Here is a 26,353-nt window from a genome sequence, read left to right on the forward strand (position 1 = left end):
GCCCAGGAGCCTCGTTCGCGGCTTGTCGGTATACCCGCACCTTTCCGGCGGCGAGCGTCGCGGCCGCGCGGAGGCCGTCGTGCCCGGCAATTAGCTTGCGCGCGGCTATTCCCGCATGAATGCCTGAACCTCTTCGGTTGTCACTTTGCCGTCCTTGTTCGCGTCGACCTTATCGAAGATCCGCTTATGGATGGCGGTGATCTCTTCGAAGGAAAGCGCGCTGTCGCCGTTCGTGTCGGCAATGGCGAACATGATCTTCATCATGTGCCCGCGCATGCGCATCATCGGCATTGCGCCCATCATGCCGGGCTGCATCATCCCGCCGCCCATCATGCCGTGGCCCATGCCCTGGCCCATCATGCCGGGAGGCATCATGCCGGGTTGAGCGGGCTGTGCACCTTGGTCTTGTCCCGCCATACCTCCAGGCTCGGGAGACGGCGCCTGCGCGACCGTCGTATGATGCGGATCCGCTGCGGTTGTTTGCGCGGCGGCTGTAGCCGTCACGCCGGCGGCGACAGTGGCGGCGAGCGCGGCCGCGCGCATCAGTGCAATCAACGTCATAATATCCTCCTTCCTCTCATGGGGCTCGGCAGAGCTCGTCCCAAGGCGCTGGCGGCTCTGCGGCCGGAGATGCTTTCAGCTCTTTCCCTACTGCCGGCAAACCGCCGGTCGCGGTCAAACTTCAATGTAAGCCAAAGGCGTGGCGAATTTGCGCCGGATCAATTGCTCGGGCAGCGATCTGCCGCTGTCATGTTGCCTCCCTTGAGGACGGATCTGTAGACGAGCGCGAGACATCGCTCATCACGACTGCGACGACTACCCCTGAGAGAAACGTCAGTGCGGCGATCGATGCGATCGCCGATGGCAGCCCGAAGCTGTCGGCGATGAGGCCGGCGCAGAGCGCACCGATCGCGTAGCCGAGATCCCGCCAGAACCGATAGACGCTGAGTGAGCGGGCGCGCCAGGTCGGATGCGAGGCATCGGACACGGCTGCGATCAAGCTCGGGTAGACCATTGCCGTGCCGAGGCCGAGCAGAAGGCTGCCGACGATCCACCACTCGAACCGGTGCGTCGCCGCGGTGAGAAACAGACCGGCGGCCTGAACCCACATGCCGGCGACGATCAGGCCTTTGCGCCCCCAGCGATCGCTCAGGGAACCCGTGGCGATCTGCAAGATACCCCATGTCGCGGGATAGATTGCCTTGAGGATGCCGATGGGCTCGACACCGAGACCGAAGGAAGCGAAGAACAATGGGAAAATGCCCCAGCTCATGCCGTCGTTGAGATTGTTGACGAGACCGGCCTGCGAGGCGGCGAACAGGTTGCGATCCCCGAACGAGGTGAGCGCGAAGACCTCACGAAAGCTGATCGGCGCGGCCTGCTGCGCGTGGGATGAAGCCTCCAGCCGAACGTGGTCGCGCGTGTCGCGCACGAGCAGGATCGACAGTGCGGCACCGAGGACGGCATAGCCGATGCCGAGATAGATCGGCACTGGCCGAAGTCCGTATTGCGCGGCCAGATAGCCAGTGAGGAACGCCGTCACCCCGACGGCGAGATAGCCGGCGAACTCGTTGAGGCCGACGGCAAGGCCGCGCGATTTCGGCCCGACGAGATCGACTTTCATGATCACGGTCATCGACCAGGCGAGCCCCTGGTTGATGCCGAGCAATGCGTTGGCCGCAATCACCCATTCCCAGGTCGGCGCCCAGATGATCATGAACGGCACCGGCAGGCCGACCAGCCATCCCAAAACGAGCACGCGCTTGCGGCCCCACGCGTCGGCAAGCTGGCCCGAGACCAGATTGGCGAGGGCCTTGACGACGCCGAAGCTGACGATGAAGGAGACGATGAGCGTCGTCGATGTGACGTGGAACTCCTCCGATCCGATCAGCGGCACGACCGTCCGTTCTATCCCGACCATGCCGCCGACAAAGGCGTTGATCACGACGAGCAGCGCGAATTGCGGCCAGTTCTCCCGGAGGCCGAGCCTGACGGATGAACCCGTATTGCCTGGAACCGATGCCGCTTCCTCCATGGGTCAGGCCGCCGCCGCAGCCAAGCCGAAATTGGCGGCCCGGAGTGCCGCGGCCTCGGGCGGTACCGGCGGAATCTCGGCGAGCATGAAGCGGATGAGCGCGCCCTCGACCTCGATCAGGAGGGCCTCGTTGTGGCAACCGAACAGGTACGAGACGCCGGCTGGATCGGTGTGAAGAAACTGGCGGAGGATCATGGTCTTGCGCGCCTCGCTACGAAGGGCTAGAACATTCAATCATTCCGCTGAATGTTTCACTGAGGAGAAGCCGTGTCAAGCACCGGACCGAAACAGGCGATCTACGCGAGCCTTGCCGAAGTGGCCCAGGCGCTCGGCCATCCGCATCGGCTCGAGCTTCTGGAGCATCTCGCGCAAGGGGTGCGCAGCGTCGAGGACCTCGCCGCGCGAGCCCATCTGAGCTTCGCCAACACGTCGCGCCACCTGCAGATCCTGCGGCGGGCGCGCCTCGTCGAGACGCAGCGCCGCGGCAAGCACGTACTCTATAGCCTCGCCGGCGATGCCGAGGTGGTGGCGCTGATCAAGGCGCTCGGCCGCGTCGGCGAGCGAAACGTGGCCGAAATCGGCCGCGTCATGGCCGACTACTTCCGGGCTCGCGATGCGATGGAACCGGTGTCGCGAGACGACCTCGTCTCGAGGCTGCATGACGGCAGGGTCACGGTTCTCGACGTGCGGCCCGAGGATGAATTTGGGGTTGGGCATCTTCCAGGCGCCCTCAACATCCCGCTGGCGGAGCTGGAGCGTCGCTTGGGCGAGCTACCGGCGGATCGGGAAGTGATCGCCTATTGCCGCGGCCCTTATTGCGTTCTGTCGTTCGAAGCGGTCGCCGCCTTGCGGGAGCGGGGCTACCTCGTCCGTCGGCTCGAGGACGGCTATCCCGAATGGAAGGCCGCCGGCCTACCGGTCGAAACGGCAGCCTGAAACAGAACGCGCGAAGCTGTCAGAGCGTTGGGAGATTGCAACGTTGGTCTGGCGTGGACCCTCAGCGGCGGGTCAGCGGGCCAGCGCGGCCGCCTGCTCCAGGCTGATACCCCGAGCGAGCGGGTCAGCGTGCCGGTGCGCGAGCCGCCATTCGGATCCTTCGCTGCGATAGACCAAGGTGACGCGCAGCGGCCAGTCCTGGGCCGGCAGACCGCCGACTTCGCCGCGGCCGCGCTCGATGACCGCGAGAACCACCATGTCGGCCGCGGCATAGGCTTGGACCAACTCTTGTTCCAGCGTGCCGTTCTTGAAGAAACGCCCCATTGCCTCCCAGCGTTCGCTTGTCATCTCCACGCCGCGTGTCGGCTTTCCGCCGAAAGGCGACATAAGCGTGAAGTCATCGGTGAGCGCAATCAACGCACGGTATCGGGCGATGTCGCCGCGCATCAGCGCCGCGTTGGCTTCGGCGGTCTGCCTGATGAGCGTCGCAATCTCCTCGTCGGCGATGGAGACCTGATGGGCAACGGCAGAGTCGCTCGTGGGCCGGGCTGCGGACCGGCTTAATCTGACTCCATCGGCTGTCAGTCACGGGCGGCCGGTTGCGCCGGCTCCTCAATGGTCCGCTGTTCCTAAGAACCCCCAAGGGCGTCGTGCCGACGGCGCGTGCGACGGAACTGGCCGCGCCGATCGCCGATATTCTGGCGCGCGTGCGCAGCGTCATGGCGACTGCCGCACCCTTCAACCCCGCCACGGCGGTGCGCCGGTTCGCAATCGGCGCGCCGGACGGTGTCTCAGCCGTGATCCTGCGCCCGCTTCTCGCCAAACTCAGCCGGATTGCGCGACGCATCGACATCGGCGTGCGTCAGCTCTTGCCCTCTCCGGCCCGCGTGTGGCGAAGCGCGATTGTCGATCTCGAGGCGCACGCCATCAATATCGCGATCATTCCGTCCGATGACATCCCGCCTCGCTTCGAAAAGCGCTGCATCTACGAAGAAGACTTTGTAATTGCCATGCGCCTTTAACATCCGTTCGCGCGTGATCCGACCCTGGAGCGATACTGCGACATGCAGCATCTGGTGGTCTCGCACAGTGGCGATCCCTATGGCTTCGTGGATGAACAGCTGGCCAAGCAAGGCCGGGCAAGACGGATCGCGTTGACTGTTCCCAACTTCATGTTCGCGCTTGCGGTCATCGCCGAGACCGATCTCATCTCGGCCCTGCCGCGGCGGTTCGTTACCATGCATGCGGCGCGTTTCGGCGTCCTGAGCCTCGATGCCCCGTTGCCGTTGCCCGGCTTCCGGCTCAACGCCGTCGCTCCCAAGGTCGCGATGATGGATGCGGGTGTGGCATGGCTCTTCGATCTGCTTGCAGGAGTGGAGCATACTGCGCAAAAGCACCACAGCGGCCTGCCCGCACTAAGACGGTAATCATAGCTCGGAAGCTTCGTCGGCTCCATGGCGGGTGCGCTTTAGGGTAGATTTAATGCCGCGCAGCGTTGATGAAACTGACAACTACGTTTCCGCTGGAGCGCTACTCGCTCGGAGTTGGAAAGTGCTTTTCAAGCCAGGTTCGCCACCTTGGCTCCTCCCGTTTTGCAACGCTCGCTGCATCGTCGCCAAAGAGGAAAAACCGCACGGACAGGAATGTCATCCCGCCCATCGGCAAGGCGAAGAGGTGCGCGAAGCCCGGCGCGGGCTGGTCCAGCCGGACCACCAGCTCGGGATGGTCCTGCGGCCCTGTTCGTTCGACGACGCCCTCGAATGCCTGCGTGTCCGAAGCCACGCGCCGTTGTTCAGTCGCATTCGCCAGGCCCAAGGGTTCAACCAGCTTTCGCCATGCATCGGCTAAAGGTTGAGAGGACCGGAACAAGAGCTGAAAAGCCGAGCCGTGCTGCCCGCGAAAGTGCGTGAGGTAGAGGCGGAGCAGGCGGAAGAAGGCGATCCATCCGTAGCTGTGGCCTTCGAACTGATCATCCCAATCATCAGAAGTCGCGAACCACCGATGGACAACGCGAACGGTGCAAAGCCCGCCGGACTTCGCCTCGACGGTCCATTCCGTCGCTACCGTTCCCGACTGACCCGGTGCTTCTGCGACAAACCGCTTGGGCGGCTCCCAAGCCGTGATGGTGGCGACCGAATCCATGCTTCCATCGGCAGCGAAATGCGAAACGGTGGTTCCTCCGATGCGGCCTTCGAGTTCGCTCGGCACGAACCATTGAGATATTCCAGGTCCCGTTGCGATCGCGTTCCAGACGTCCTCCGGTGTACCGGGGACATCCACTTGCGCCTCGACCGAGCGATTGCCGGCGGAATCTTTTTTACTGGCATTGAACGTCCTTTCCTTGCGGATTGGCTGGTGAAGGATGCGCCGTCACGACAAGGCGATGGGACCGTCCCTGCGGCGCTGTTTCGTCGTGATAGCGTGCCGCCAGCGTGGTGATGGCCTCAGCCAGTTCACGCGTGAACGAGGCGCGGTCGGCGGCGGAGCGGAAGCGGATTTCGGTCGCCAAGGTCGCCAGGTGCTTGCCGGCATCCGTGGCGGCGCGCTGGAGGGCCCCGATCTCCCGCACCAGCCGAGCGCCGAGCGCGATGAGGTAGCTTGCCGACAGGCGGTCGGCGGTGCGGTCCGGATCGGCGCCGACCGGACCCAGCGCGCTCGTCGAGACGACATAGCTTGTGGCGCTCGCCACCATGAGCCGCTCGGTCAAGCCACCCCACTTGCGCGTGTCTGCAACTGGGACAAGCCCGTGCTCCTCCAGAGCATGCAGATGGTAATTGATTTTCTGCCGCTTGAGACCGAGGCGTGTGGCGAGGGCAGCGGCCGAGGCGGGCTCCCGCAGTTCCGAGAGGAGCTGACTCCGGACCGGCTCCAACGCGGCGGCGGCCGCGCTCGACCGATCTATGACCTCGATATCGAGCATGCAGCCCTCACATTGACAAGAGGGCGGCAAGGGTGGGCGAGGCCCGCTACGGAAGACGACGCGTCCCCACCCGCAGCGGGGCAATTGCGATGACAGTGCCGTTCGTTGTAGCCATTCCGACCGCTTGATTTTGGAGGAGATGCAGCATGGACCGATTCACTGGCGGTTGCCTGTGCGGCAACGTCCGAATTGTGGCGTCGGAACTCCCATACCGGGTCGGCATTTGTCATTGTCTCGACTGCCGCAAGCATCATGGGGCCCTTTTCCACGCTTCCGCGGTGTTCCCCCAGGATGCGGTGACGGTCGAAGGCGAGACGCGCGACTACGCCGGGCGGTTTTTCTGTCCCCGCTGCGGCTCGACAATTTTCGGTCGTACCGCAGACGAAATCGAAGTGAACCTGGGATCCCTGGATGCCCCTGACCAACTGATGCCGACATACGAAAGCTGGATCATCCGTCGCGAGTCCTGGTTGCCGCCGTTTCCGCTCACGAGACGATACGAGCGTGATCGTGACGCCACGAGTCGCTTTGAGGAATAGGTCGCACGAACGCTGCAAAGGCGCCGTTACGAGACAGAGATGTATGCTTTGATCGACATCTCGAACCAGCTGCTTGAGGGCAGCGCCTTCGGTCACGCCGGCGCGTCACTCCGGAAGACCGGCCTTGCGGAAGCCATCAACGAAATGCTCGAGCGTCGCAGCGTCGCGGAATGGCTCCGTCGTGGCCCAGTGGCGGGTTGTGAAATGCGGGTTGCCAACGAGGAACAGTTCGACCTCTGCGCGCGCCTCGTCGAGCCGGCCCAATTGGGCAAGGCTTGCCGCCAGGAAACGGCGCGAGCTCGTACGATAAGTCTCGTCCCTGCGCAGTGTCTCGACAGCGGCTTCGTATGCGCCGGCCGCATATTGCGCCTGGCCGAGCGCCAGATAGTACCAACTTGCCGGAAACGGGTTCAGCCGGAATGCCTTGCGAATGTGCTCAAGCCCCTCCTCGACCCGTCCGGCCAGGACCGCGATGTCGGATAATGCCGCCCAGGCATCGGCCTCGTTCGGGTCCAGCTCGATCGCCTTGGCGAATTCCGCATCCGCCTCGGCGAAGCTGTGCTCATAGGCAAGCAGGTAAGCCAAAACCCAGCGGCAGCCGGCATCGTTGGGGTCGATCGCCACGGCTTTGCGCGCCAGTTCCAAAGCAACCCTACGGGATGTTCCGGTTGGTCCGCCGGAATGCACCCATCCCATCCAGTGGTTTATGGCAAGCCAGCGATAGGCCTCGGCATATTCCGGATCGAGCGAAACCGCGCGGGTGAGCATCAGATGCGCTTCGCGCGCCGTCTGCGGCGAATCATCCATCAGCTTGCGCGCCCGCACGCAGAGACCGTAAGCCTCGAGATTTTTGGGCCGGTTGCGCGGCGGCGGTCCGCGCAGCCGGCCGAGCAACGCCTCCACGATCTTGCCGGTGACCTCGTCCTGAACGGCAAAGATGTCTTCCAGGCTGCGATCGAAGCGTTCCGCCCATAGATGGTCGCCACTCACCGCGTCGACCAGCTGGGCGTTGATGCGCACGCGCCCTGCAGCGCGTCTTGCGCTCCCCTCCAGCAGATAGCGCACGCCAAGGTCCTCAGCGATCTCGCGCACGGCCATCGCCTTTCCTTTGTAGGCAAAGGCCGAGTTGCGTGCGATGACGAACAGGCCGGAGATCCTGGACAGGTCGGTGATCAGATCTTCGGTCAACCCATCCGCGAAGGATTCCTGCTCGGGATCGTTGCTGAGATTGACGAAGGGCAGCACGGCTATCGATGGTTTATCGGGCAGCGGCAAAGGCTTTCGCTTCGCGCCACCGAGCTGTTCGACGGCCCCAGTGAAGCGGTAGCCGACGCGCGGAACCGTGGCGATCCATTCGCCGCCGTCCCCGGCCGGACCAAGCAGCTTGCGCAGCTGCGCGATCTGGACGGTGAGATTGCCTTCCTCGACGGCGGTGCCCGGCCACGCCGCGTCCATCAACTCGGCCTTCTCAAGGATTTCCCCGGGCCGTCCAACGAGCGCCGCAAGTAGCTTTAGCCCGCGGTAGCCAACGGCAACGGGAACATCGTTGCGAAGCAGCGTTCCCGCACCGGAATCAAGCACGAACGGACCAAAGGCAAAGCGCGATCCCTGCATGCGGCGCATTTATAGCCCGTTTGGAAGTTTTGAGAACTATTTGGGAGAGCTTAATTACGACATTGTTCGTATCCTGCAGAATTCAGCCTCTTTCAGGTCGAGGGTCCCCGGACCTTCAAACCATATGGAGGTTGCTATGAACGATGCTCTTGCATCGGTCCGGCATCAGGCAGCGCGGCCGGGAACGCCCGTGGCGCCAGCGGAAATGTCGCGTCGGCACTACAGCCTGGCGACCCTGCGAAGCATTGTCGCGGCCTGGGACGAGCGGAAGCGCTTTCGCTGGGAACTGGAGCAAATGTCGAAGGACAATCCTCATTTGATCGACGATATCGGTCTGACGAGACGGCAGGTCGAGGCAGAGATCGCCAAGCCGTTCTGGCGGCGATAATCCCCGTCGGCTCAAGGCGGTGATAGCGTCATCCTCGTCCTTGGTGCGCCAAAAGCACCTCAGAACAGTACTCGCCCAGGCCGGTCGCCGCGCGGACAGCCCGACCATGAGAAGACCGGCCGACGCTCTTCGGCAATGTCGGGAACTCGCGCCGCTCGTTTGAGTTGAACTCCAGTTCTAGACAGCAAAACGGAATCTTGCCATGAGCCCGCCCGCCCAACGACGAAGGCGTCTCTCCGGTGGAACCGAGCTTGCTTACGTCACTGCGGGCGGTCCATCCAACCCCGCTTTGCTCCCCTGCACGGCTTCCCGAGCTCATCGCGAACATTTCGCGACGTAATTCCTGGCTTGGCGCGCGTCGCCTATGTGATCGCGCCCGACCTCCCGGGCCATGGCCAGTCCGACGTTCCGCCGACACCCTCTTTCGCCGGGATCAGCGAGGCAATTTCCGAGTTGCTTGCCCACCTCGTGATCGGGCGTCGCTTCATCTACGTGCATGACTGGGGCACCGCTGTGGGCCTTCAGATCGCCATGCAAGCGCCCGATCTGGTTTCGGGCCCCATCATCCAGAACGCAAACGCACATCGTACCGGCTTCCGGCCCCTTTGGGACGCCGCATTGAAGTTCTGGTCAGAACCGACCAAAGAGAACGAAGCGGCCGCAACCCCCGACCTGACCTTTGAATTCACGCGCGAGCAATATACGGGCGGTCTGCCGGAGGAGGTCGCCGCCACGATCAAAGGCGAACCCTGGGTCGAGGACTGGAGGGTGATGACTCTTCCCGGCCGCATGGAGACCCACCGCGCGCCCATCGCCGATTATAAGAACCACGCCGCGCGTTTCGATGCGATCGCCGGCTATCTCAAGAAATGGCAACCGCCGGCGCTCATGCTGTGGGGCCGTCACCAGCCCTATTTCGATATCGCCGAAACGCTGTCTTGGATGCAGGATCTGCCACGTATGGAGGCTCATATTTTCGACGGCGGGCATTTCCTGCTCGAGACGCATGCCGAACCAGCACTCTCCCTCATGATGGACTTCATCAGGCGAACACAGAAGAGACTCACGCAATTCCCGTCGCTTTAGGCCCAAACCAGACTTCAGCGGCGATTTCCATCCGGCGAGTCGCGAGATTAAGCAGGGACGTAGGTCAACCTGATCACATCCTCGCCGATCCGGTCATTAGTCATAAGGCGGAGCGGCGGCCGGGGTCCGGCGAAATATGGCTTGCCGCGACCAAGCACGACGGGGTGCAGGTAGATTCGATACTCATCGATCAGGCCAAGTTCGGTGAGGCTTTGCGCCAAGTCCGGGCCAGCAACTTCGATCTCCCCGTCGCGCTCGGCCTTCAGCTCGCGGATTGCGCCCTCGAGATCATCCTCAACAAGCGTGGCGTTGGGGCCAACCGACTTCAACGAGCGCGAGACGACCCATTTCGGTTGGTTCCGCCACGCCGCCGCGAAGGCGTGTCGCTCTGCATCCCATTCAGGATGATCGTCGTCCCAGTAACGCATGACCTCATACATTTGGCGACCATACACACTGCCCGCCTGCCCCTGAGCCTCCTCGATGAAGTGGCGGAAGAGTGTGCGGCTTGGCGCAAATGCCATATGGTCGACGTAGCCGTCCAGGGACTGGTTCATTCCGAACACGAGCTTAGCCATACCCACCTCCTTTCCTTGCGCGGCACATCCGCGCGGTTCTGATTGCGTTATGCAATCGGTTGCAGAAGCGAGAAATCATGCCGGACCTCCTTCTGCACTACAATTGCCCGGATTGCTGCTTCTTTGATCCAGCTGAGGTTCTTTCTTTCGCACGTCCTTCACGACATCGAGAAAAGCCCGTAGTGCCGGCGGCACGGTTCGGTGTCCGGGATAGTAGACCGCGACCCCTTCCGGAGCGGGCATCCATGCGGTCAGGACCCTACGCAGCCGGCCATCGGATATGGCCCCTTCGGCGGCCCAATCCGCCACATAGGCGATGCCCAGACCCTCGATTGCGGCTTCGGCCATCAGTTCCTCGTCATCGAGGACGATGGAGCCGTTTGCGTCGATCACGAGTTCCTGGCCGGCGCGTTCGAACTCCCATCGATAGAATTTGCCGCTGGGCATACGATGGCCGATGCAGTGGTGGCGTTGCAATTCCTCGGGCGTTCCCGGGTCGCCGAAGCGATCGAGATAGCCGGGCGAGGCGACACAGATGAACGTCAACGGGCGTGCAAACGGCACGGCGATCATGTCCTTGGGGACCGATCCGAGGAGGCGCACGCCGGCATCGAACCCACTGGACACGATATCGATGAGCCGCCCCTCGACGACGATGTCCACGGTCACGTCCGGATGGCGCGCCGCCATCTGCGGAAGAACCCAGCGAACGAGAAGCCCGGCCACCAATCGCGGTGCGTTGATGCGGACCGTGCCCGCGACATTGCCCCGGAACCCCGCGACGCTGTCGAGCGCCTCGTCCAGCGAGGCGAGCGCCGGCTGAAGGCGATCGAGCAACCGGAACCCGGCTTCTGTCGGCGAGACGCTGCGTGTGGTGCGGTTCAGAAGGCGCACCCCCATGCGTTCCTCGAGCGCACGCATCGCATGGCTCAATGTGGAAGGTGCCGTGCCGATCTCGTCCGCTGCGCGGCGGAAGCTGCGGTGTGTGGCAACGGCCACGAAGGCGGTGAGATCGTTGAGCGACGGGCGGGGCATTGATGGGGATTTTGCATCATCTCATGCCGATTTCAACGGCTAGTGCGCGCAATGCGATTGCCCTATCTCGTGCCTGCATCAATTGGAGATATGGGAAATGGCAAAGACCTGGCTCATAACGGGTGTGTCATCCGGTCTAGGCCGGCTGCTGGCGGAGAAGGCCCTGATCAGGGGGGACCGCGTCGGCGGTGCCAGCCGCAGCGAGGACGCACTTCCCGACCTGCGTGCACGCTACCCAGAACGGCTCCGCATCGTCGCAGTGGACCTCAAGGACCAGAGCTCGGTCCGCGCCGCGGTCGACCGCGCTTTCGCCGCATCCGGTCGGATCGACATCGTCGTCAGCAATGCTGGGTATGGCCTGCTCGGCGCGGCGGAAGAGGCTGGCGATGTGCAGGTTCGGGACATCATCGACACCAATCTCATCGGCTCGATCGCACTCATCCGGGCGGTGTTGCCGCATCTGCGCAGCCAGGGTGGCGGCCGGATTCTACAGGTGTCGAGCGAGGGAGGCCAGATCGCCTATCCGGCTTTCAGCCTCTATCACGCGACCAAGTGGGGTATCGAGGGGTTCGTCGAGTCCGTGGCGCAGGAGGCTGCTCCCTTCGGCATCGAGTTCACCCTTGTGGAACCTGGGCCGGTGCGGACCGGGTTCGGCGGCAATCTCGCGCGGACCAAGCCGCTCGCGGCCTATGAGGGAACACCCGCCGGTCAGATCCGCGAGGCGCTCCGTGGCTCTTGGGTGATCAAGGGCAACCCCGAGGGCATGACGGACGCAATGATCAGGCTTGCCGATCAGAATGGTCCGCTTCCGAAGCGGCTGGTGCTCGGTGCCGAGGCCTATGCCGGCATCCGCAAGGCTCTCGGCGGGCGCATCGAGGAGCTCGACCGGCAGAAGGACATCGCCGTCGCGGCGGATTTCACCGACGAGGAGCTGGCGCGGCTATGACCCACCCTGTCCCGCCGATCCACAGCTGCATGGCACCGTCGTGCAGCTCCGCCCGTTGATCCCGATAGATTCCCCCGGCTCCGGCCCGCTGCCGGTCCGCTCCCGCTATCAAGACAGAAAGGAACACGAAATGCCTGCACGTGACGCCATCTATCCGGCCAAACGCCACGCGTTATACGATATTCATCGATATTCCGCGGCCATTCGCTCCGGCGATCTTCTCTTTGTGTCGGGTCAGGTCGGGAGCCGTGAGGACGGCTCGCCCGAGCCGGTATTCGAGGATCAGGTTCGGCGGGCCTTCGCCAATCTGCGCGCGGTCTTGGCCGCCGCCGGGTGCAGCTTCGACGACGTCGTCGACGTCACCACCTTCCACACAAACCCGGACGAACAGATCGAAACGGTGCTAGCCGTCCGGGCGGAAGAGATCGGCGCACCTCCCTACCCGAACTGGACGGCAGTGGGCGTCAATTGGCTTGCCGGCTTCGAGTTCGAGATCAAGGTCATCGCCCGCATCCCTTCGACGACCAGCAGTCATCCAGCGGACAAGCGCTGATCGCTCGCCCTGCAGTTCTGTATTGGCGATTGCATCCGACGACGGAAACGGCAGCGCGGCGCGCCCCAGCACGGGCTCGCGATGTCCGTCCAACGATGAATATGCGAGCTTTGCCTTGGGCCAAAATACGTCATTCGGCCGCAAAACGATTCCGATCACCGCCGTTACTACGCTTTCTCGCCTCTGGCTATTCCGCGCTCCTCGCGCGGACGTAGTTCCAGCGGCAAATGGGCGGCAATTTCGGTGCTGGTGTGGTGGAAATGACAAAATTGGCCCGCCGGAAAGGATGAAACTGGGCATCATTATTTGATTGAAGTCGCTCCGTAAAAACTTTCAGGCGGTTTCAGGAGCTTTGGCCTTTGCGAGGTCCTGCAGGAACTCTTCCATCAGCGGCCTGTCACCGAACCGGCGGTAGGCGCGCTCTGCTTCCAGCGAGAATTCCGGATGCGCCTCGATCAGCTTTGCCATCGTCTGCTGGGCTGCCTCGACCTCTCCGCCCCCGCCCTGCAAAGCGGCCTGAATCAGAAGGCAGTTTGCATCGCGCGGCGCCCGGATCAGGCATTCCTCTATGACAGCGGAAGCCTCATCGCGGCGGTCAGCCGCGTAGAGCGCCTGCCCGTGCACATAGGCATAATACTCGGGCGCCATAGGATGAAGGCGGCGGGCCCGCTCTGCGTTGGCGACGGCATCATCATATTCCCCGAAGCGAACCTGCGCCTTTGCAAGCGCCATCATGCTGTCGGGATCGTTAGGGTTGAGCTCCACAGCGCGCCGTGCGGCCTGCAAGCCGCCTGAATAGTCGCCCTGGACGGCAAGCCCGAAGCTGATGACCTGATAGCCAAGGCCAAGATTGGGGTCGAGACGGACCGCCTGCCGAGCTTCGCTAAGCCCAAGATGGAGCTCCGGGGCGTTTGCCCGGCCGTCACCGCTCTGCGCCACGCTGGCGATATAGGTCAGCGCGAGGCCTGCGCGGGCGGCCGCATAGGACGGGTCCATTTCAACGGCGCGCTGGTAGAGGCTCCGCGCTTCCAGAATGTCCTGCGGGTCATTGGCGCCGTGCCGGTAGCGGTTGCGGGCCTGCAGCACGAGGTCATAGGCCTGCAGATTGTCGGTCGGGCGCTCCGCTGCCGCCGCCGCCTCGCTCCTGCCGATATAGGGCGCGATCTGCGCGACGATTTCGGTGGTCAGCTCGCTCTGGACGGTGAACACGTCGGCGACCTGCCGGTCAAAACTGCGCGACCACAGATGCGCGCCTGTCTTTACATCGATCAGCTGCGCCGACACGCGAAGCTGGTCGCCTTCACGGCGGGCGCTGCCTTCAACCACATAATCAACGCCGAGCTTCGCCCCGAGCTTGCGCACGTCCGTATCCTGCCCGTGCACGGCGTAGGTGGAATCGCGCGCGATTACCTGCAGCTCTGAATTGCGGGCAAGGGCTGTCGTCACATCCTCGGTCAGTCCGTCCGCGAAATACGATTGCTCGCCGCTGCCGCTCATCGCGGCAAAAGGCACGACCGCCACTGACGGCCTGGGGTCGGCGCGGCTCTGGTCCATCGACAAGGCCGCCGGGATGCGGCTGACCATGGCTGCCAGGGAGAGCGGCTGGATTTGGGTGCCGATGAGGATGAGGGCTATGGCGGCCGCGCCATAAGACCAGCGGGCGGCGGTGCTGCGCAGCACCTGCGGCACCTGCCGCCATGGCGACCACGGAGAGCCCGCACGCCTTACGCGGTAGACGTTGAGAAGTTCGGGAATGTTCTTGGCCCGCCTGCGGCCGATGCGGACGAACCTGTCAGCGCTGTTGCGGTCGGCAGCCATCACCACGGCGCCGCTGACGAATATCTGCCCAGGATCGCACATGGCCTCAAGACGCGCGGCCACATTGACGCCATCGCCGTATACGTCACCGTCATCTTCGATGACATCGCCAAGATTGATGCCGATGCGCAGCTCGAACGGGCCCTTGTCGAAACCTTCCTGTATGGCCAGCGCCGCATCAACCGCTTCGTTGACGCTGGGAAACATGGCGAGAAAGCCGTCTCCCGTCGTCTTGACGATGCGCCCGCCATGGCGGGCAATGGTCGGGTCAATGAGCTCATCAAAAACAGCGCGCAGCTTCGCGTAGGTGGAAGCCTCGTTTTCAGCCATCAGCAGGCTGTAGCCGACGATATCGGCGGCCAGGATTGCCGCGAGCTTGCGTTCCATCAGCATTATTCCTGAGCGGCGGGCCATCCACGGACTGTTACCACTGACACTTAAGGCGACGCACGGCCCAAGATTAGACCCATAATCCCGGATAGACTATCAACACAGCTCACAAATGCGTGACGATTGTGGCCTATACCGTTCTGACCTTCGTCAGCCATCATCTGCTTCGTCCGGCGCCGTCCGTCGCCGCACTGGCGGAGGGCGACGCCGCATTGAACGGCCTGGGCCTTGCCTGCCTGCCCGACCACCCGCTGCGCCCCTTCCTTGCTGAAGGACGGCTTCAGCAGGTGCTGGAGGACTGGTGCCCGCTATTATCTCTATTATCCAGGCCGCCGCCAGAATTCCCCCGCGTTCGCTCTCCTGGTCGAAGCGCTCCGCTGGCGAGGATAGCTCGGCAGGGCCAACAACAAGTTCACCGCTGCTTCACCCTTCATCGCAATTTGGTTTGTGCCATTTAACTAGGTTGGGATGTACATTCCAATTGGCGCGCCGGACGAGATTCGAACTCCGGACCCCCAGATTCGTAGTTATCAGTGTTTAAATTGTGCTTAAAATCAGTAGCTTAAGAAATCCCTGCCTTTGATAGATCTTCGGAAGTCTCGAGCTTCGCATCGGCTTTTTTCAGTCCGGCCAGCATTCTGTTGCCGTTCATAAATGGCGTGCTTGTGCCAGAAGCAGTCGTTAGGCGATCAAGTCCGAGCGGCCGGAGCCGGACCCATTGCTGTCATTGGCACGTGCTGACGAATCTTTGGCGCGCGAGCCTACGGACCTACGGACTCGAGTTGATCAGGGCACAAAGCCAAACGAGTAGCAGGGCAGCCCGCCGCTGCTCGGTTTTGACGGGCCACGACCCAATCGCCGATCGGGAAGATGCACGTTCGAGATCGGGTCGTTGGCAGGAAGTTCGATCACCGCCGGTGCCGCCTTCCTCGTTCGTTGTTGCCCGGCAGCCCGAGTGGTAGAGTGGCGGTGAGTTCAGGCAAAATAGCTTTGTGACATTCCAAGCGTCATGACTTTCGTGCCGCGCGCTGCAGCAGCTGCGATGAGTAATTCTATGGAGAGAACAGCCGTGACAGTCCCGGAGGACGATTTTTTCGTCCTCTCGAGCTTGCCGCCAAGTCGGACGCAGAAACAGCTCGCTCTTGTTTTTGTGCTAGGCTTGTTGGTCGTCTCTGTGTTGATCGCTGTTGGTCCGCTCTCGGGCATCCATCTGAGCCGGGTCGACGCCTTCGTCCCGGCCTATGCGACAGCGATGTTCGTGAACGATTCGATCACCGCAATCCTCCTGTACACTCAGTTTTCCATCTTGCGCTCACGTGCCACGCTCCTGATTGCAAGCGGATATCTCTTTACAGCGCTCATGCTAATCCCGTTTGTCCTGGCGTTTCCAGGTCTGTTCACGCCAAAGGGCGGCCTGGTGGGCGGCATGCAGAGCACATCATGGATCTACTTTTTCCAGCACGCTGGCTTTCCCCTATTCGTCATAGGCTATGCCCTCTCAAAGGGCTCGAACCCCAGCAAACGATTTTGGCAGGGTACCGTGCGTGCGGAGATTATCCTCAGTGTCGCCCTGACCGCAGTTATGGTCTTGTTGGCGTCGTTTTTTTTCATAGCGGGCGAAGCGTTGTTGCCGCGCGTGACCCTCGATTCCACTCGCCTTAGCCCGGTGTGGCCCTATGTGGGCGCGCCCGTCGCGCTGCTAAGTATCGCCGCGATGGTCGTGCTCTGGATCCGGCGACACTCAATGCTCGATCTTTGGTTGATGGTCGTGATGCTCTTATTCACGATAGAGATGCCTTTAAGCTATTACCCCGATCCGGCTCGCTTCAGCCTTGGCTGGTATACCGTCCGCATCTTCGGAGTTCTGTCCAGCGGTCTCGTTCTTATGGTTCTGCTTCACGAGATAACGACCCTTTATACGCGGCTTCTCGGAGCGGTCCGTGGCCAGCGTCACGAGCGCGAGGCGCGACTGGTAACCGGCGACGCAGTCGCTGCCACGGTTGCGCATGAAGTCAAACAACCTTTATCTGGCATGATAACGAGCGCCGATGCCGGCCTGCGCTTTCTCGGTCGCTCGATGCCCGATCTGGAGGAAGCAAAGGAGGCATTCAAGCAGATTATCGCCGGTGGTCATCGCGCGGCAGCGGTGATCGATGGAATTAGAACGATCTTCAAGAAAGAAGACCGCAAGCGAGCTCCGCTCGACCTTAACAGCCTTATCGGGGAAACACTCGCCCTGGTGCGAGAGGGTCTGGCGAAACACCGGATAATGGTCGAAGCCGAGCTGGATGAACGTCTGCCGCGGGTAATAGGCGATCGAATCCAGCTACAGCAGTTGCTTGTAAACCTGATCACGAACGCCATCGATTCCATGGCCGCGGTCGGCGGGGCGCGGGTGCTGTCCGTGAAATCCAAGTTGCATGACGATGGCCACGTAACGGTTTCGGTTGCGGACACCGGAACAGGAATTGGTCCGCAAGACGTGGATCGAATATTCAACCCGCTCTTCACGACAAAGCCCGACGGCATGGGGATGGGCCTGTCGATCTGCAGATCGATCGTCGAAGCCCACGACGGTCGGTTGTGGGCGGCCCCGAACACGCCCCAGGGTGCAATATTTTATTTTAGCGCAATTCGCTCTGTCTCTGCATGACGAGGATCCGTCTGTGATCAAAGTCGCACCGAACAGTTTACAGCCGACGACAGAGGTCGAGCCTGCTGTCTATGTGATCGACGACGACGCCGGTATCCGCGACTCGCTCGGCCTGTTATTCCGCTCGGTCGGTTTGCGCGCCGAACTATTCCGTTCGGCGAACGAACTCATGCAAAGCAAGCTGCCTCCGATTCCGAGCTGCCTGGTTCTCGATGTTCGCCTACCCGGGTTAAGCGGCTTCGAGCTTCATGCCGAGTTGACCAAGGCCGATGTCCATATTCCCATCATCTTCATCACTGCACATGGCGATGTTCCCATGTCCGTACGGGCGATGAAAGCCGGCGCCGTCGACTTCATTACCAAGCCGTTTCGCGACCAGGATATGTTGGATGCCGTCACCGCCGCGATCACCCGCGACCGGGCCAGGCTGGATGCCGATCGCACACGGCTCGATTTAAAGAGCCTGTTCGACAGCCTGACGTCGCGCGAGCAGGAGGTGATGGCGCTGGTCGCTACCGGCTTAATGAACAAACAGATCGCCGCTCACATCGGCCTCAGCGAGATTACGGTTAAGATTCATCGCGGCCACGCGATGAAGAAGATGCGCGCGAAATCGCTCGCGGACCTGGTCAAAATGGCCGAAGCACTCGGTATCGGCCGGGAAATGTCCTCGTAGCCTCATATCTATGTATGACTTTCGAACACAGCCGACTCGTACCATTGTCGGTGCGCATTGATGGGCCAATCGCTTGCCAGACACCCCCGTTATTTCGATCGTCGACGATGATGAATCCATTCGAAGCGGAACTACGAGTCTTGTACGGTCGCTTGGGTTTGTCGCCCACGCTTTCCCATCCGCACGTGCGTTCTTGCATTCGGAACAACTGGCTCAAACCTCGTGTCTGATTTCAGACATCCAGATGCCGGAGATGAGCGGAATCGAGTTGCACGACATTTTGCGCACGCGTGGACATCACACTCCCATCATTTTCATCACGGCCTTTCCCGATGAAAAGGCGCACGCTCAAGCGTTGGTTCGAGGCGCCGTCTGCTTTTTGAGCAAGCCTTTTGACGGCGACACGCTGTCTCGCTGCCTGGACGTTGCATTGAAAAACAATGCTGGTGAGAGCGACTAGTGCGTCGCTGATCGCTGGGCGCGATCAGGCTCGGCAGACCGCAAAGTCCAATCGTCGAAGCGCATCCGAGGACGCCCGGGCCCGTAGGGGCCTATAAACCTAGGTATGACGGCCATAAACGAACACGCGGTCACGACCAACCTACGTCCGATGGAGCACGCGCTGAAGTGAGAGCACAACAAAAGTGTTCAACCACTCTAATGGCACCGCGCAACGAAGGAGACTGATCATGTCCACGGCATCACCGGCGCCAAATCGGCGCGACTTTCTTGCCACATCGGCCACCGTATTGCTTGCCACTTCGGCAGGCGCTGCCGCGTTCAACTTCACATCGTCTCAGCCGGCGGCCGCGGCCGAAGCCAATTCAATCCGCCTTTTCACCGTCAGCTTCCCGCAGGAGGAGATCGACGAGCTACGCCGCCGTATCGCTGCCACGCGCTGGCCCGAGCGGGAGCTGGTGACCGAGGCAGCTTCCCGGCGGACTTCGGCGACGTTGGCGGCAGGCGACACACAAGGCGTGCAACTCTCCACAATGCAGAAGCTCATCCAGTACTGGGGAACCGAATACGATTGGAGCAAGTGCGAGGCGCATCTGAAGTCGCTGCCGCATTTCATCACCGAGATCGACGGCCTCGACATCCACTTCATCCACGTGAAGTCCAAGCATCAGGGTGCGTTGCCGGTCATCATCACGCACGGCTGGCCCGGTTCCGTCATCGAGCTGCTAAAGGTCGTCGATCCGCTCACGAACCCTACGGAGCATGGTGGAACCGCGGCCGATGCCTTCGACGTGGTGATCCCGTCGATGCCGGGCTACGGCTTTTCCGCCAAACCGACGCAACCCGGCTGGGACCCGGTGCGCATCGCGAAAGCGTGGACCGTGCTGATGAAGCGCCTCGGCTACACCCGGTTTGTCGCGCAGGGTGGCGACTGGGGGGCCCTCATCACCGAACAGATGGCTCTGATGGCGCCTCCCGAGCTGATCGCCATCCACACCAATATGCCCGCGACCATTCCGCCCGAGATTGTGAAGGCGCTTGCCGCTGGCAGTCCGCCTCCCGCCGATCTCGGGTCCGACGAAAAGCGCGCTTACGAACAGGTCGCGTTCTTCTACAAGTTCGGCCTGGGCTATGCCAACGAGATGGCGCTTCGTCCGCAGACGCTTTACGGGCTCGTCGATTCACCGGCCGGCCTGGCGTCATGGATTCTCGATCACGATGCGGACAGTTATGCACTGATAGCCCGCTCCTTCGATGGGGAGCCGGAGGGCCTTACCCGCGACGACATCCTCGATAACATCACGCTCTATTGGCTGACCAACACGGCCATCTCGTCGGCCCGCCTCTATTGGGAACACCGGCAAACCGCGAAGGCGGGCTTTTTTGACGCCAAAGGCATCACCATTCCCGTCGGCGTGAGCGCGAACCCCAGCGAGATCTACACCGCGCCGAAGAGTTGGACCGAGCGCGCGTTCCCGAAGCTCCTGCATTACGGCCGCCCGCCCAAGGGCTGCCACTTCGCGGCATGGGAACAGCCGAAGTACTTCACCGACGACGTGCGTGCATCGTTCAAGACCCTACGGACGGTGTGAAGTGTTGAGCGGGGATGGCGCGCCGGACGTGCGCGTCACCCTCCGCCTGGCGATTAACCCCGTAGCGCATCTCCAAAGGAGAGAATGCAATGAACCTCCTCATCCAGACGCTCACCGCACTCGCGGCTTGCACCGTGTTCGCCACGGGTGCGTTCGCCCAGAGCACGGTCGTGCCCGTCGACAACGAGCCCGCGCCCAAGCTGATCGTGGAGCCGCCGCTTCCGGGTCCGTTGGCCGGGGGCGTGGTGTTCATCCCGTACCGGGTGGAGAACCTGCGCATCCTGCCTGTCGGTGGGCCGGCCGCGCGTAGCGTGTCTCCGCGGGTCGGGCACCTGCACCTCACCGTCGACGACCTGCCCTGGGCGTGGGCGGATTACGGTCAGAGCGACACCATCATCCTGGTGGGCATGCCGCGCGGTCAGCACAAGGTCCTAATCGAGGTGGTGGACGCCGAAGGCAACGTCTTCACCAAGCAAACGGTGACCTTCCACTCGCCGGGCAAGGAGATTCAGCCATGAAGCTCCACAAGTTGGCGACCGTGCTGGCATTCGGGCTTTGCATCTTTTCCGCCTTGGCCAACGCCAGTGCGGCCGAAGATCGCTCGATCCGGCCCTTCACCGTCAGCATCCCGCAAGCGGCGCTCGAGGACCTTCGTGGGCGCATCACCGAAACACGGTGGCCGGATCGCGAGACGGTCGATGACCAGTCCCAAGGCATCCAACTCGCGAAACTCAAGCCGCTCGTCGCATACTGGGGCACCGGCTACGACTGGCGAAAGGCCGAGGCCAAGCTCAACGCCCTGCCTCAATTCCTGACAACGATCGATGGCGTGGACATTCACTTCATTCACGTCCGCTCGCGTCATGCGAACGCCATGCCGCTGATCATGACGCATGGCTGGCCGGGCTCGGTGCTCGAACTGCTCAAGACCGTCGGCCCGCTCACGGATCCCACCGCGCATGGCGGGCGCTCGGAGGATGCATTCGATCTTGTCCTGCCGTCGATGCCGGGCTTCGGCTTCTCTGGCAAGCCGACGGACACCGGTTGGGGCCCCGACCGCATCGCGCAAGCCTGGGCCGAGCTGATGAGACGCCTCGGCTACACAAGCTACGTCGCCCAGGGCGGCGACTGGGGCTCTCCCGTTTCGAGCGCGATGGCGCGCCAGGCGCCAGCAGGATTGCTCGGCATCCACATCAATCTGCCGGCGATCGTGCCACCCGAGATTGCCGCGGTGCTCGCCGCCGGCGGGCCAGCGCCTGCGGGACTGAGCGAAAAGGAACGCGTGGCATTCGACGCCTTCAGCGCAGGCGCAAAAATGGGGAACAGATCGTACGCGGTGATGATGGGCACGCGCCCGCAGACGGTCGGTTACGCTATCAATGACTCCCCCGCCGGGCTCGCGGCGTGGATGCTCGGGCACCCTGGCTTCTCGCATTGGACCTACGACAGCAGCGATCCCGAAAAATCGCCCGATGAGGTGCTGGACGACATTACACTCTACTGGCTGACGGACACCGCAACCTCGTCAGGGCGAATTTACTGGGAGTACGGCGGACGCAGTCCTGCCTTTGCAGGCCCGGAGATGACCTCCGAGATATCGCTTCCGGTGGCGATCACCGTGTTTCCGGGGGAGAGCTATCGCGCGCCGGAGACATGGGCCCGGCGCGCCTATCCAAACCTGATTTACTTTCATGAGGTCGACAAGGGCGGCCACTTCGCCGCCTGGGAGCAGCCCGAACTGTTTTCCGCCGAGTTGCGCGCGGCGTTCCGACCGCTCCGACAAGATTTCTGAGGCGCGTACCAGGCGCCAGCCCGGACGCGTTCAACGCTCAACAGGTTAAACCTAAGGAGATCGACATGAGCAGCATTATCCTGGCGCATAGCGAAGACCCGATCGAAACCCCCGGAACGCGTCCCCTCGACATGAAGCTCGAGGCCGTAGTCATCCCCGTTTCGGACGCCGCGCGCTCCAAGCAGTTCTACGAAGGCCTGGGCTGGAGGCTCGACGGCGATTTCGTCGTCGGCGACACGTTCCGGGCGATGCAGTTCACGCCTCCGGGTTCGCCGGCCTCGATCCATTTCGGCACCGGCATCACGCCGGCAGCGCCCGGCTCCGCCAGTGGGCTTTTCCTCGTCGTGCCAGACATCGAGGCGGCGCGCGCCGAACTCATCGGCCACGGCGTCGAGGTGAGCGAAGTGTTCCACCGCGCCGGTCCAGGCAAGCCGGCGGTTAGCGGCAGGCATCCGGAGCGGCAGAGCTATTCCTCCTACGCGACCTTCAAGGATCCGGATGGCAATGAGTGGCTGCTGCAGGAGGTCACCACCCGGCTCCCCGGCCGGGTCGACTCCAACACCACCAACTACGCTTCCATAGCGGACCTTGCTGCTGCCATGCGGCGCGCGTCGGGAGCCCATGGCGAGCACGAAAAGCGCAACGGCGGCCAGCGCGACGAGAACTGGCCCGACTGGTACGCCGAGTACATGGTGGCGGAGCAAACCGGCAAGCCGCTGCCACTCTGAGAAATTCGGCGCGCGCGTTGTGTCCACTCCTGTGCGCGCGCCAATTTCAATCGTACCCAGAGGCGTCATGATGAAAACTAACAGGCTGTTGGTAGCCGCGGTACTCGCGACAGCAATCGGCGCATCGATTGCAGGCTTTGTAGGAGATACGAATATGACGGCGCCGATAACCTCCAAACAGGCAAAGGTTCCGTTCCTTCACGGGCTTTCCGCCGGGGCTGTTGCGGGTCAATCCGAGCTTGCTTCTCTCGAGAGTGCGGACGAGTGGATTAACTCACCGCCCCTGACGGCATCGGCTTTGCGCGGCAAGGTCGTCCTTATCGATTTCTGGACCTATACCTGCATCAACTGGCTGCGCACGCTGCCCTATGTCCGAGCGTGGGAGGAGAAGTATCGCTATCAAGGTTTGGTGGTGATCGGTGTGCATTCACCCGAGTTCTTTTTTGAGAAAGACTTGAACAACGTACGTCGCGCCGCGAAGGATTTGGCAGTCGATTACCCGATCGCGGTAGACAACGGCCATCTCATATGGCGGGCCTTTGACAACCCGTATTGGCCGGCGCTCTATTTCGTCGATTCGCGGGGACGTGTTCGGCATCATCATTCTGGCGAAGGCTCATACGAACAATCGGAAAAGATCATTCAGGAATTGCTGGCCGAGGCTGGAGCCAGCGGATTCGACAGTGAGCCGGTTTCGGTAGATGTCCGCGGCATCGAAGCGGCGGCCGATTGGGACAGCCTCAAGTCTCCAGAAAATTACCTCGGGTATGATCGCACCCAGAACTTTGCGTCCGGCGGCAAACCGACCTTGGAGGACCCGCGCATCTACGAAGTGCCGGCTCGATTGGGTCTGAACGAGTGGGGGCTGTCTGGCAGTTGGACGGTAACGAAGGAAACCGCTGTACTGAACAAGCCCAATGGCCGCATCGCATATCGTTTTCACGCCCGCGATCTTCATCTCGTCATGGGGCCGGCAGCGACGGGAACTTCCGTGAGATTTCGGGTGCTGATCGACGGACAGCCGCCAGGCGCGGCTCACGGAATTGACATTGACGAAAAAGGCGAAGGCACGGTGACGGAGCAGCGCCTGTACCAACTGATCCGCCAACCGCACCCCATCGTCGATCGCCAGTTCGAGATCGAGTTTCTCGACTCGGATGTGGAGGTCTTCGCATTCACGTTCGGCTGATTGCCTGCGCAACGATAGAGGTTTCCCAAATGCATTCGCTCAGTGTCCCGGATGGGATCGACCAAGATCGCCGCCGCTTCTTAGGCAACGCCGCGATGGCTGTCGCAGCCACTCAGCTCGGGCTGATCGCTCCGGCAGCAGCACAGCAGGCAACCGAAGAGCCAGCAACATCTTTCGGGCCATTGAATCAGATCAACGCCGGCGTGCTGAGCGTCGGCTACGCCGATATAGGACCTGCCGGCGGCCCCCCGGTAATCCTGCTGCACGGATGGCCATACGACATCCACACCTATGTCGATGTCGCGCCCTTGCTTGCGTCGAAGGGATACCGCGTGATCGTGCCGTATCTGCGCGGTTATGGCACGACGCGCTTTCTTTCAAGCGCGGTCCGAAACGGCCAGCAGTCGGCGATCGCGCTCGACATCATCGCCTTGATGGATGCTCTCAAGATCGACAAGGCAACCATCGGCGGTTGCGACTGGGGCGCTCGAACAGCCTGCATTGTCGCGGCGCTGTGGCCGGAGCGCTGTAAGGCGCTGGTTTCCGTGAGCGGCTATCTGATCGGCAGCCAGGAGGCCAACAGGATGCCGCTGCCGCCGAAGGCGGAGCTGCAATGGTGGTACCAGTATTATTTCGCAACCGAGCGCGGCCAGGCCGGCTACGAGAAATACACGCACGAGTTCGCAAAACTCATCTGGCAGATCGCTTCGCCGAAATGGACGTTCGACAACGCGACCTTTGACCGCAGCGCTGCGGCCTTCGACAATCCGGATCATGTCGCGATCGTGATCCACAACTATCGCTGGAGGCTCGGCTTAGCCGAAGGCGAGCCGAAGTATGACGATCTCGAAAAGCGGCTTGCCGAGTTTCCCGTCATCACCGTGCCAACCATCACGCTTGAGGGTGATGCCAACGGCGCGCCACATCCGGATCCGAGCGCCTACGCCAGGAAATTCTCCGGCAAGTATGAGCACCGGACGATCGATGGCGGCATCGGGCACAATTTACCGCAGGAAGCTCCCCAAGCCTTCGCCAAAGCTGTCGTCGAAGCGGACAGTCATTGATCGGCCTATAGGCGCCGCTGGCAATGGACTCAAAGAGAGAGCTACTTCAGCTACGCGGACTATGAACGGCTTTTGGCCGATTTGAACCAGCCCGCCAGAGAGGACGAACATGATTATCCAAGACTCCGTACTGTTCATAACGGGCGCAAATCGCGGGCTGGGTTTGGCCTTTGCTGAGCAAGCCCTTCAACGCGGCGCAAGAAAGATCTATGCCGGTGTGCGCAAACCCACTGATGAGAGCAGGCCGGGCATCATACAGGTCGGACTGGATGTAACCGATCACGCCTCAATAGCCGAAGCCGCGAATCAATGCGGCGATACTACCTTGCTGATCAACAACGCTGGCATTGCCCGCCTGACCAGCAGCACTCTTGACCCGATTATGATCGAGGGAGCGCGGGAGATTCTCGAGACAAACTATTTCGGAACGATCGCCGTCAGCCAGGCATTCGCTCCGATCCTTGCCAGGAACGGCGGCGGAGCAATCATCAATGTGTTGTCCGACGCGACCTGGTATGCCCGGCCTGTGCTTGCCGCATATTCGGCTTCGAAATCCGCGGCTTGGAGCTTCACAAACGCCTTGCGTATCGAGCTCCGCGGTCAGAAGACGGCAGTGCTCGGTCTGCATGTGAGCTTCATGGATACGGACATGACCCTTGGATTCGACATGAAGAAAATCAGTCCGCAGCAGGCTGCGGAAGCCGCCTTGATCGGCCTTGAGGCTAACAAGGAAGAGGTGCTCGCTGATGATTTCACCAAAGAGGTTAAGCGAAGCCTCTCCAACGGAAAGCCAATCTACCTCGACCCGCCACCACTTGGCTAATCGCATAGCGCTATTGGCAACTCCAGTCGTCCCGGCCGTCTGTCCAAAGACCGCTTGTGCTGAAACCCGCCGTTCGTTCGTTGCTGCTCAATGTCAGCGACGAGTCATATCTTCGCGCACGACGATGCCGCGCAAAGACGCAGCCTGGGGTCGAGCAAGCGTGGCTCAACCAGAGAGCGGGCCCGTACCCAATCGGCGGCAAACGCGCCATCAATGCAGGCGGCAGAAATCCACGAAGCCGCGCCATGCTAATTGCCATACTAATTTTGATTTTAGTATGGCAGCCTTTAGCTAAGCTCTTGCAATTATTGGCGCGCCCGAAGAGATTCGAACTCCTGACCCCCAGATTCGTAGTCTGGTGCTCTATCCAGCTGAGCTACGGGCGCGCAACAGGCCATGCTTTGCATAGCCCACGATCCGATCCTTAACGACCGGCCGCGATGTGACGTGTTCCCTAGCGACTGAATTTCCGAAAAGCAAGCCGATAGGCAAAAGTTTTGCTGTTCGCGTGTTGGCCTGCTCTTTGTTCTGCGCAATTC

At 61.9% G+C, this 26,353-nt stretch carries 28 protein-coding genes, 1 tRNA gene and 1 pseudogene; 19 read left to right on the forward strand and 11 right to left on the reverse strand.

The window, feature by feature from the left end:
- Positions 1-105: 105 nt before the first annotated feature.
- From ACWTU8_RS14135 to ACWTU8_RS14145, 3 genes are all read right to left on the reverse strand, one after another.
- Positions 106-561: an EF-hand domain-containing protein gene (locus ACWTU8_RS14135; protein ID WP_455848648.1), complete on the reverse strand. Its 456-nt coding sequence runs from the start codon at positions 559-561 to the stop codon at positions 106-108.
- A gap of 187 nt (positions 562-748) precedes the next feature.
- On the reverse strand, positions 749-2,035 hold the full coding sequence (locus tag ACWTU8_RS14140; protein ID WP_455848649.1) for an MFS transporter: 1,287 nt from the start codon (positions 2,033-2,035) through the stop codon (positions 749-751).
- 3 nt (positions 2,036-2,038) lie between these two features.
- Positions 2,039-2,230, reverse strand: a complete 192-nt coding sequence (locus tag ACWTU8_RS14145) for a hypothetical protein (RefSeq protein WP_455848650.1) — start codon at positions 2,228-2,230, stop codon at positions 2,039-2,041.
- 72 nt (positions 2,231-2,302) lie between these two features.
- Here ACWTU8_RS14145 and ACWTU8_RS14150 point away from each other — a divergent pair, with 72 nt between their 5' ends.
- Positions 2,303-2,971 carry an ArsR/SmtB family transcription factor gene (locus tag ACWTU8_RS14150; RefSeq protein ID WP_455848651.1) on the forward strand — a complete coding sequence of 223 codons (669 nt, stop codon included), beginning with the start codon at positions 2,303-2,305 and terminating at the stop codon, positions 2,969-2,971.
- A gap of 72 nt (positions 2,972-3,043) precedes the next feature.
- On the opposite strand, the gene ACWTU8_RS14155 is transcribed toward ACWTU8_RS14150, so the two are convergent.
- Positions 3,044-3,478 carry a YybH family protein gene (locus ACWTU8_RS14155; protein ID WP_455849058.1) on the reverse strand — a complete coding sequence of 145 codons (435 nt, stop codon included), beginning with the start codon at positions 3,476-3,478 and terminating at the stop codon, positions 3,044-3,046.
- Positions 3,479-3,570: 92 nt separating this feature from the next.
- Between ACWTU8_RS14155 and ACWTU8_RS14160 the strand changes: the two genes are divergently transcribed.
- Positions 3,571-3,993, forward strand: coding sequence for a hypothetical protein (locus tag ACWTU8_RS14160; RefSeq protein ID WP_455848652.1), 423 nt, complete (start codon positions 3,571-3,573; stop codon positions 3,991-3,993).
- Between the two features lie 42 nt (positions 3,994-4,035).
- Positions 4,036-4,398, forward strand: a complete 363-nt coding sequence (locus ACWTU8_RS14165; RefSeq protein WP_455848653.1) for a LysR substrate-binding domain-containing protein — start codon at positions 4,036-4,038, stop codon at positions 4,396-4,398.
- Between the two features lie 103 nt (positions 4,399-4,501).
- Here the strand turns inward: ACWTU8_RS14165 and ACWTU8_RS14170 are convergent, their stop codons facing one another.
- Positions 4,502-5,335 (reverse strand): SRPBCC family protein, encoded by an 834-nt coding sequence (locus ACWTU8_RS14170; protein WP_455849059.1) that lies wholly within the window; start codon positions 5,333-5,335, stop codon positions 4,502-4,504.
- The gene (locus ACWTU8_RS14175; RefSeq protein ID WP_455848654.1) at positions 5,289-5,891 is read right to left on the reverse strand and encodes an ArsR/SmtB family transcription factor; all 603 of its coding nucleotides are present in this window, start codon (positions 5,889-5,891) and stop codon (positions 5,289-5,291) included. The genes ACWTU8_RS14170 and ACWTU8_RS14175 overlap by 47 nt, the downstream gene beginning before the upstream one ends.
- A gap of 146 nt (positions 5,892-6,037) precedes the next feature.
- Here ACWTU8_RS14175 and ACWTU8_RS14180 point away from each other — a divergent pair, with 146 nt between their 5' ends.
- Positions 6,038-6,430, forward strand: coding sequence for a GFA family protein (locus tag ACWTU8_RS14180; protein ID WP_455848655.1), 393 nt, complete (start codon positions 6,038-6,040; stop codon positions 6,428-6,430).
- Between the two features lie 105 nt (positions 6,431-6,535).
- Here the strand turns inward: ACWTU8_RS14180 and ACWTU8_RS14185 are convergent, their stop codons facing one another.
- Positions 6,536-8,053 (reverse strand): winged helix-turn-helix domain-containing tetratricopeptide repeat protein, encoded by a 1,518-nt coding sequence (locus tag ACWTU8_RS14185; protein ID WP_455848656.1) that lies wholly within the window; start codon positions 8,051-8,053, stop codon positions 6,536-6,538.
- A gap of 196 nt (positions 8,054-8,249) precedes the next feature.
- Here ACWTU8_RS14185 and ACWTU8_RS14190 point away from each other — a divergent pair, with 196 nt between their 5' ends.
- Together ACWTU8_RS14190 and ACWTU8_RS14195 are read left to right on the forward strand one after the other, a co-directional pair.
- Entirely contained in the window at positions 8,250-8,432 is a 183-nt protein-coding gene (locus ACWTU8_RS14190; RefSeq protein ID WP_029347328.1) for a DUF1127 domain-containing protein, read from the forward strand.
- Between the two features lie 348 nt (positions 8,433-8,780).
- Positions 8,781-9,518 carry an alpha/beta fold hydrolase gene (locus tag ACWTU8_RS14195; RefSeq protein ID WP_455848657.1) on the forward strand — a complete coding sequence of 246 codons (738 nt, stop codon included), beginning with the start codon at positions 8,781-8,783 and terminating at the stop codon, positions 9,516-9,518.
- Between the two features lie 47 nt (positions 9,519-9,565).
- Here the strand turns inward: ACWTU8_RS14195 and ACWTU8_RS14200 are convergent, their stop codons facing one another.
- Positions 9,566-10,096, reverse strand: coding sequence for a dihydrofolate reductase family protein (locus ACWTU8_RS14200; RefSeq protein ID WP_287087084.1), 531 nt, complete (start codon positions 10,094-10,096; stop codon positions 9,566-9,568).
- 75 nt (positions 10,097-10,171) lie between these two features.
- Positions 10,172-11,131 carry a LysR family transcriptional regulator gene (locus ACWTU8_RS14205; protein WP_455848658.1) on the reverse strand — a complete coding sequence of 320 codons (960 nt, stop codon included), beginning with the start codon at positions 11,129-11,131 and terminating at the stop codon, positions 10,172-10,174.
- A gap of 97 nt (positions 11,132-11,228) precedes the next feature.
- On the opposite strand from ACWTU8_RS14205, the gene ACWTU8_RS14210 reads away from it, so the two are divergent.
- Entirely contained in the window at positions 11,229-12,077 is an 849-nt protein-coding gene (locus ACWTU8_RS14210; protein WP_455848659.1) for an SDR family oxidoreductase, read from the forward strand.
- Between the two features lie 130 nt (positions 12,078-12,207).
- The gene (locus tag ACWTU8_RS14215; RefSeq protein WP_128342185.1) at positions 12,208-12,630 is read left to right on the forward strand and encodes a RidA family protein; all 423 of its coding nucleotides are present in this window, start codon (positions 12,208-12,210) and stop codon (positions 12,628-12,630) included.
- Between the two features lie 333 nt (positions 12,631-12,963).
- Here the strand turns inward: ACWTU8_RS14215 and ACWTU8_RS14220 are convergent, their stop codons facing one another.
- Positions 12,964-14,835 carry an adenylate/guanylate cyclase domain-containing protein gene (locus tag ACWTU8_RS14220; RefSeq protein ID WP_455848660.1) on the reverse strand — a complete coding sequence of 624 codons (1,872 nt, stop codon included), beginning with the start codon at positions 14,833-14,835 and terminating at the stop codon, positions 12,964-12,966.
- 206 nt (positions 14,836-15,041) lie between these two features.
- Between ACWTU8_RS14220 and ACWTU8_RS14225 the strand changes: the two are divergent.
- From ACWTU8_RS14225 to ACWTU8_RS14275, 11 genes and pseudogenes are all read left to right on the forward strand, one after another.
- Positions 15,042-15,228, forward strand: a pseudogene (locus ACWTU8_RS14225) (LysR substrate-binding domain-containing protein); the annotation flags it as partial.
- A 679-nt stretch (positions 15,229-15,907) separates the two neighbouring features.
- Entirely contained in the window at positions 15,908-17,491 is a 1,584-nt protein-coding gene (locus ACWTU8_RS14230) for a sensor histidine kinase (RefSeq protein ID WP_455848661.1), read from the forward strand.
- Between the two features lie 13 nt (positions 17,492-17,504).
- Positions 17,505-18,167, forward strand: a complete 663-nt coding sequence (locus tag ACWTU8_RS14235) for a response regulator transcription factor (RefSeq protein ID WP_455848662.1) — start codon at positions 17,505-17,507, stop codon at positions 18,165-18,167.
- 73 nt (positions 18,168-18,240) lie between these two features.
- The gene (locus tag ACWTU8_RS14240; protein WP_455848663.1) at positions 18,241-18,627 is read left to right on the forward strand and encodes a response regulator transcription factor; all 387 of its coding nucleotides are present in this window, start codon (positions 18,241-18,243) and stop codon (positions 18,625-18,627) included.
- Between the two features lie 229 nt (positions 18,628-18,856).
- A complete protein-coding gene (locus ACWTU8_RS14245; protein ID WP_455848664.1) occupies positions 18,857-20,218 on the forward strand; it encodes an epoxide hydrolase family protein in 1,362 nt (453 codons plus the stop codon).
- Between the two features lie 89 nt (positions 20,219-20,307).
- Positions 20,308-20,736, forward strand: coding sequence for a DUF6130 family protein (locus ACWTU8_RS14250; protein ID WP_455848665.1), 429 nt, complete (start codon positions 20,308-20,310; stop codon positions 20,734-20,736).
- Positions 20,733-22,010, forward strand: a complete 1,278-nt coding sequence (locus tag ACWTU8_RS14255) for an epoxide hydrolase family protein (RefSeq protein ID WP_455848666.1) — start codon at positions 20,733-20,735, stop codon at positions 22,008-22,010. Before ACWTU8_RS14250 ends, ACWTU8_RS14255 begins: the two co-directional genes overlap by 4 nt.
- Before the next feature lie 65 nt (positions 22,011-22,075).
- A complete protein-coding gene (locus ACWTU8_RS14260; protein ID WP_455848667.1) occupies positions 22,076-22,738 on the forward strand; it encodes a VOC family protein in 663 nt (220 codons plus the stop codon).
- A 67-nt stretch (positions 22,739-22,805) separates the two neighbouring features.
- The gene (locus ACWTU8_RS14265; protein ID WP_455848668.1) at positions 22,806-23,927 is read left to right on the forward strand and encodes a redoxin domain-containing protein; all 1,122 of its coding nucleotides are present in this window, start codon (positions 22,806-22,808) and stop codon (positions 23,925-23,927) included.
- Between the two features lie 29 nt (positions 23,928-23,956).
- The gene (locus ACWTU8_RS14270) at positions 23,957-24,991 is read left to right on the forward strand and encodes an alpha/beta fold hydrolase (protein WP_455848669.1); all 1,035 of its coding nucleotides are present in this window, start codon (positions 23,957-23,959) and stop codon (positions 24,989-24,991) included.
- A gap of 109 nt (positions 24,992-25,100) precedes the next feature.
- Positions 25,101-25,814 (forward strand): SDR family oxidoreductase, encoded by a 714-nt coding sequence (locus ACWTU8_RS14275; RefSeq protein ID WP_455848670.1) that lies wholly within the window; start codon positions 25,101-25,103, stop codon positions 25,812-25,814.
- Positions 25,815-26,123: 309 nt separating this feature from the next.
- On the opposite strand, the gene ACWTU8_RS14280 is transcribed toward ACWTU8_RS14275, so the two are convergent.
- A tRNA-Arg gene (locus ACWTU8_RS14280) sits at positions 26,124-26,200 on the reverse strand.
- Between the last annotated feature and the right edge of the window lie 153 nt (positions 26,201-26,353).

This window comes from Mesorhizobium sp. BHbdii (assembly GCF_053848045.1).

What these genes read in the sequence shown, in the direction of transcription:
- ACWTU8_RS14135 (WP_455848648.1), bottom strand. Translation starts at nt 561, where the DNA reads ATGACGTTGATTGCACTGATGCGCGCGGCCGCGCTCGCCGCCACTGTC.
- ACWTU8_RS14140 (WP_455848649.1), bottom strand. Translation starts at nt 2,035, where the DNA reads ATGGAGGAAGCGGCATCGGTTCCAGGCAATACGGGTTCATCCGTCAGG.
- ACWTU8_RS14145 (WP_455848650.1), bottom strand. Translation starts at nt 2,230, where the DNA reads ATGATCCTCCGCCAGTTTCTTCACACCGATCCAGCCGGCGTCTCGTAC.
- ACWTU8_RS14165 (WP_455848653.1), top strand. Translation starts at nt 4,036, where the DNA reads ATGCAGCATCTGGTGGTCTCGCACAGTGGCGATCCCTATGGCTTCGTG.
- ACWTU8_RS14175 (WP_455848654.1), bottom strand. Translation starts at nt 5,891, where the DNA reads ATGCTCGATATCGAGGTCATAGATCGGTCGAGCGCGGCCGCCGCCGCG.
- ACWTU8_RS14180 (WP_455848655.1), top strand. Translation starts at nt 6,038, where the DNA reads ATGGACCGATTCACTGGCGGTTGCCTGTGCGGCAACGTCCGAATTGTG.
- ACWTU8_RS14185 (WP_455848656.1), bottom strand. Translation starts at nt 8,053, where the DNA reads ATGCGCCGCATGCAGGGATCGCGCTTTGCCTTTGGTCCGTTCGTGCTT.
- ACWTU8_RS14190 (WP_029347328.1), top strand. Translation starts at nt 8,250, where the DNA reads ATGTCGCGTCGGCACTACAGCCTGGCGACCCTGCGAAGCATTGTCGCG.
- ACWTU8_RS14200 (WP_287087084.1), bottom strand. Translation starts at nt 10,096, where the DNA reads ATGGCTAAGCTCGTGTTCGGAATGAACCAGTCCCTGGACGGCTACGTC.
- ACWTU8_RS14205 (WP_455848658.1), bottom strand. Translation starts at nt 11,131, where the DNA reads ATGCCCCGCCCGTCGCTCAACGATCTCACCGCCTTCGTGGCCGTTGCC.
- ACWTU8_RS14210 (WP_455848659.1), top strand. Translation starts at nt 11,229, where the DNA reads ATGGCAAAGACCTGGCTCATAACGGGTGTGTCATCCGGTCTAGGCCGG.
- ACWTU8_RS14215 (WP_128342185.1), top strand. Translation starts at nt 12,208, where the DNA reads ATGCCTGCACGTGACGCCATCTATCCGGCCAAACGCCACGCGTTATAC.
- ACWTU8_RS14220 (WP_455848660.1), bottom strand. Translation starts at nt 14,835, where the DNA reads ATGGAACGCAAGCTCGCGGCAATCCTGGCCGCCGATATCGTCGGCTAC.
- ACWTU8_RS14245 (WP_455848664.1), top strand. Translation starts at nt 18,857, where the DNA reads ATGTCCACGGCATCACCGGCGCCAAATCGGCGCGACTTTCTTGCCACA.
- ACWTU8_RS14250 (WP_455848665.1), top strand. Translation starts at nt 20,308, where the DNA reads ATGAACCTCCTCATCCAGACGCTCACCGCACTCGCGGCTTGCACCGTG.
- ACWTU8_RS14255 (WP_455848666.1), top strand. Translation starts at nt 20,733, where the DNA reads ATGAAGCTCCACAAGTTGGCGACCGTGCTGGCATTCGGGCTTTGCATC.
- ACWTU8_RS14260 (WP_455848667.1), top strand. Translation starts at nt 22,076, where the DNA reads ATGAGCAGCATTATCCTGGCGCATAGCGAAGACCCGATCGAAACCCCC.
- ACWTU8_RS14265 (WP_455848668.1), top strand. Translation starts at nt 22,806, where the DNA reads ATGATGAAAACTAACAGGCTGTTGGTAGCCGCGGTACTCGCGACAGCA.
- ACWTU8_RS14270 (WP_455848669.1), top strand. Translation starts at nt 23,957, where the DNA reads ATGCATTCGCTCAGTGTCCCGGATGGGATCGACCAAGATCGCCGCCGC.
- ACWTU8_RS14275 (WP_455848670.1), top strand. Translation starts at nt 25,101, where the DNA reads ATGATTATCCAAGACTCCGTACTGTTCATAACGGGCGCAAATCGCGGG.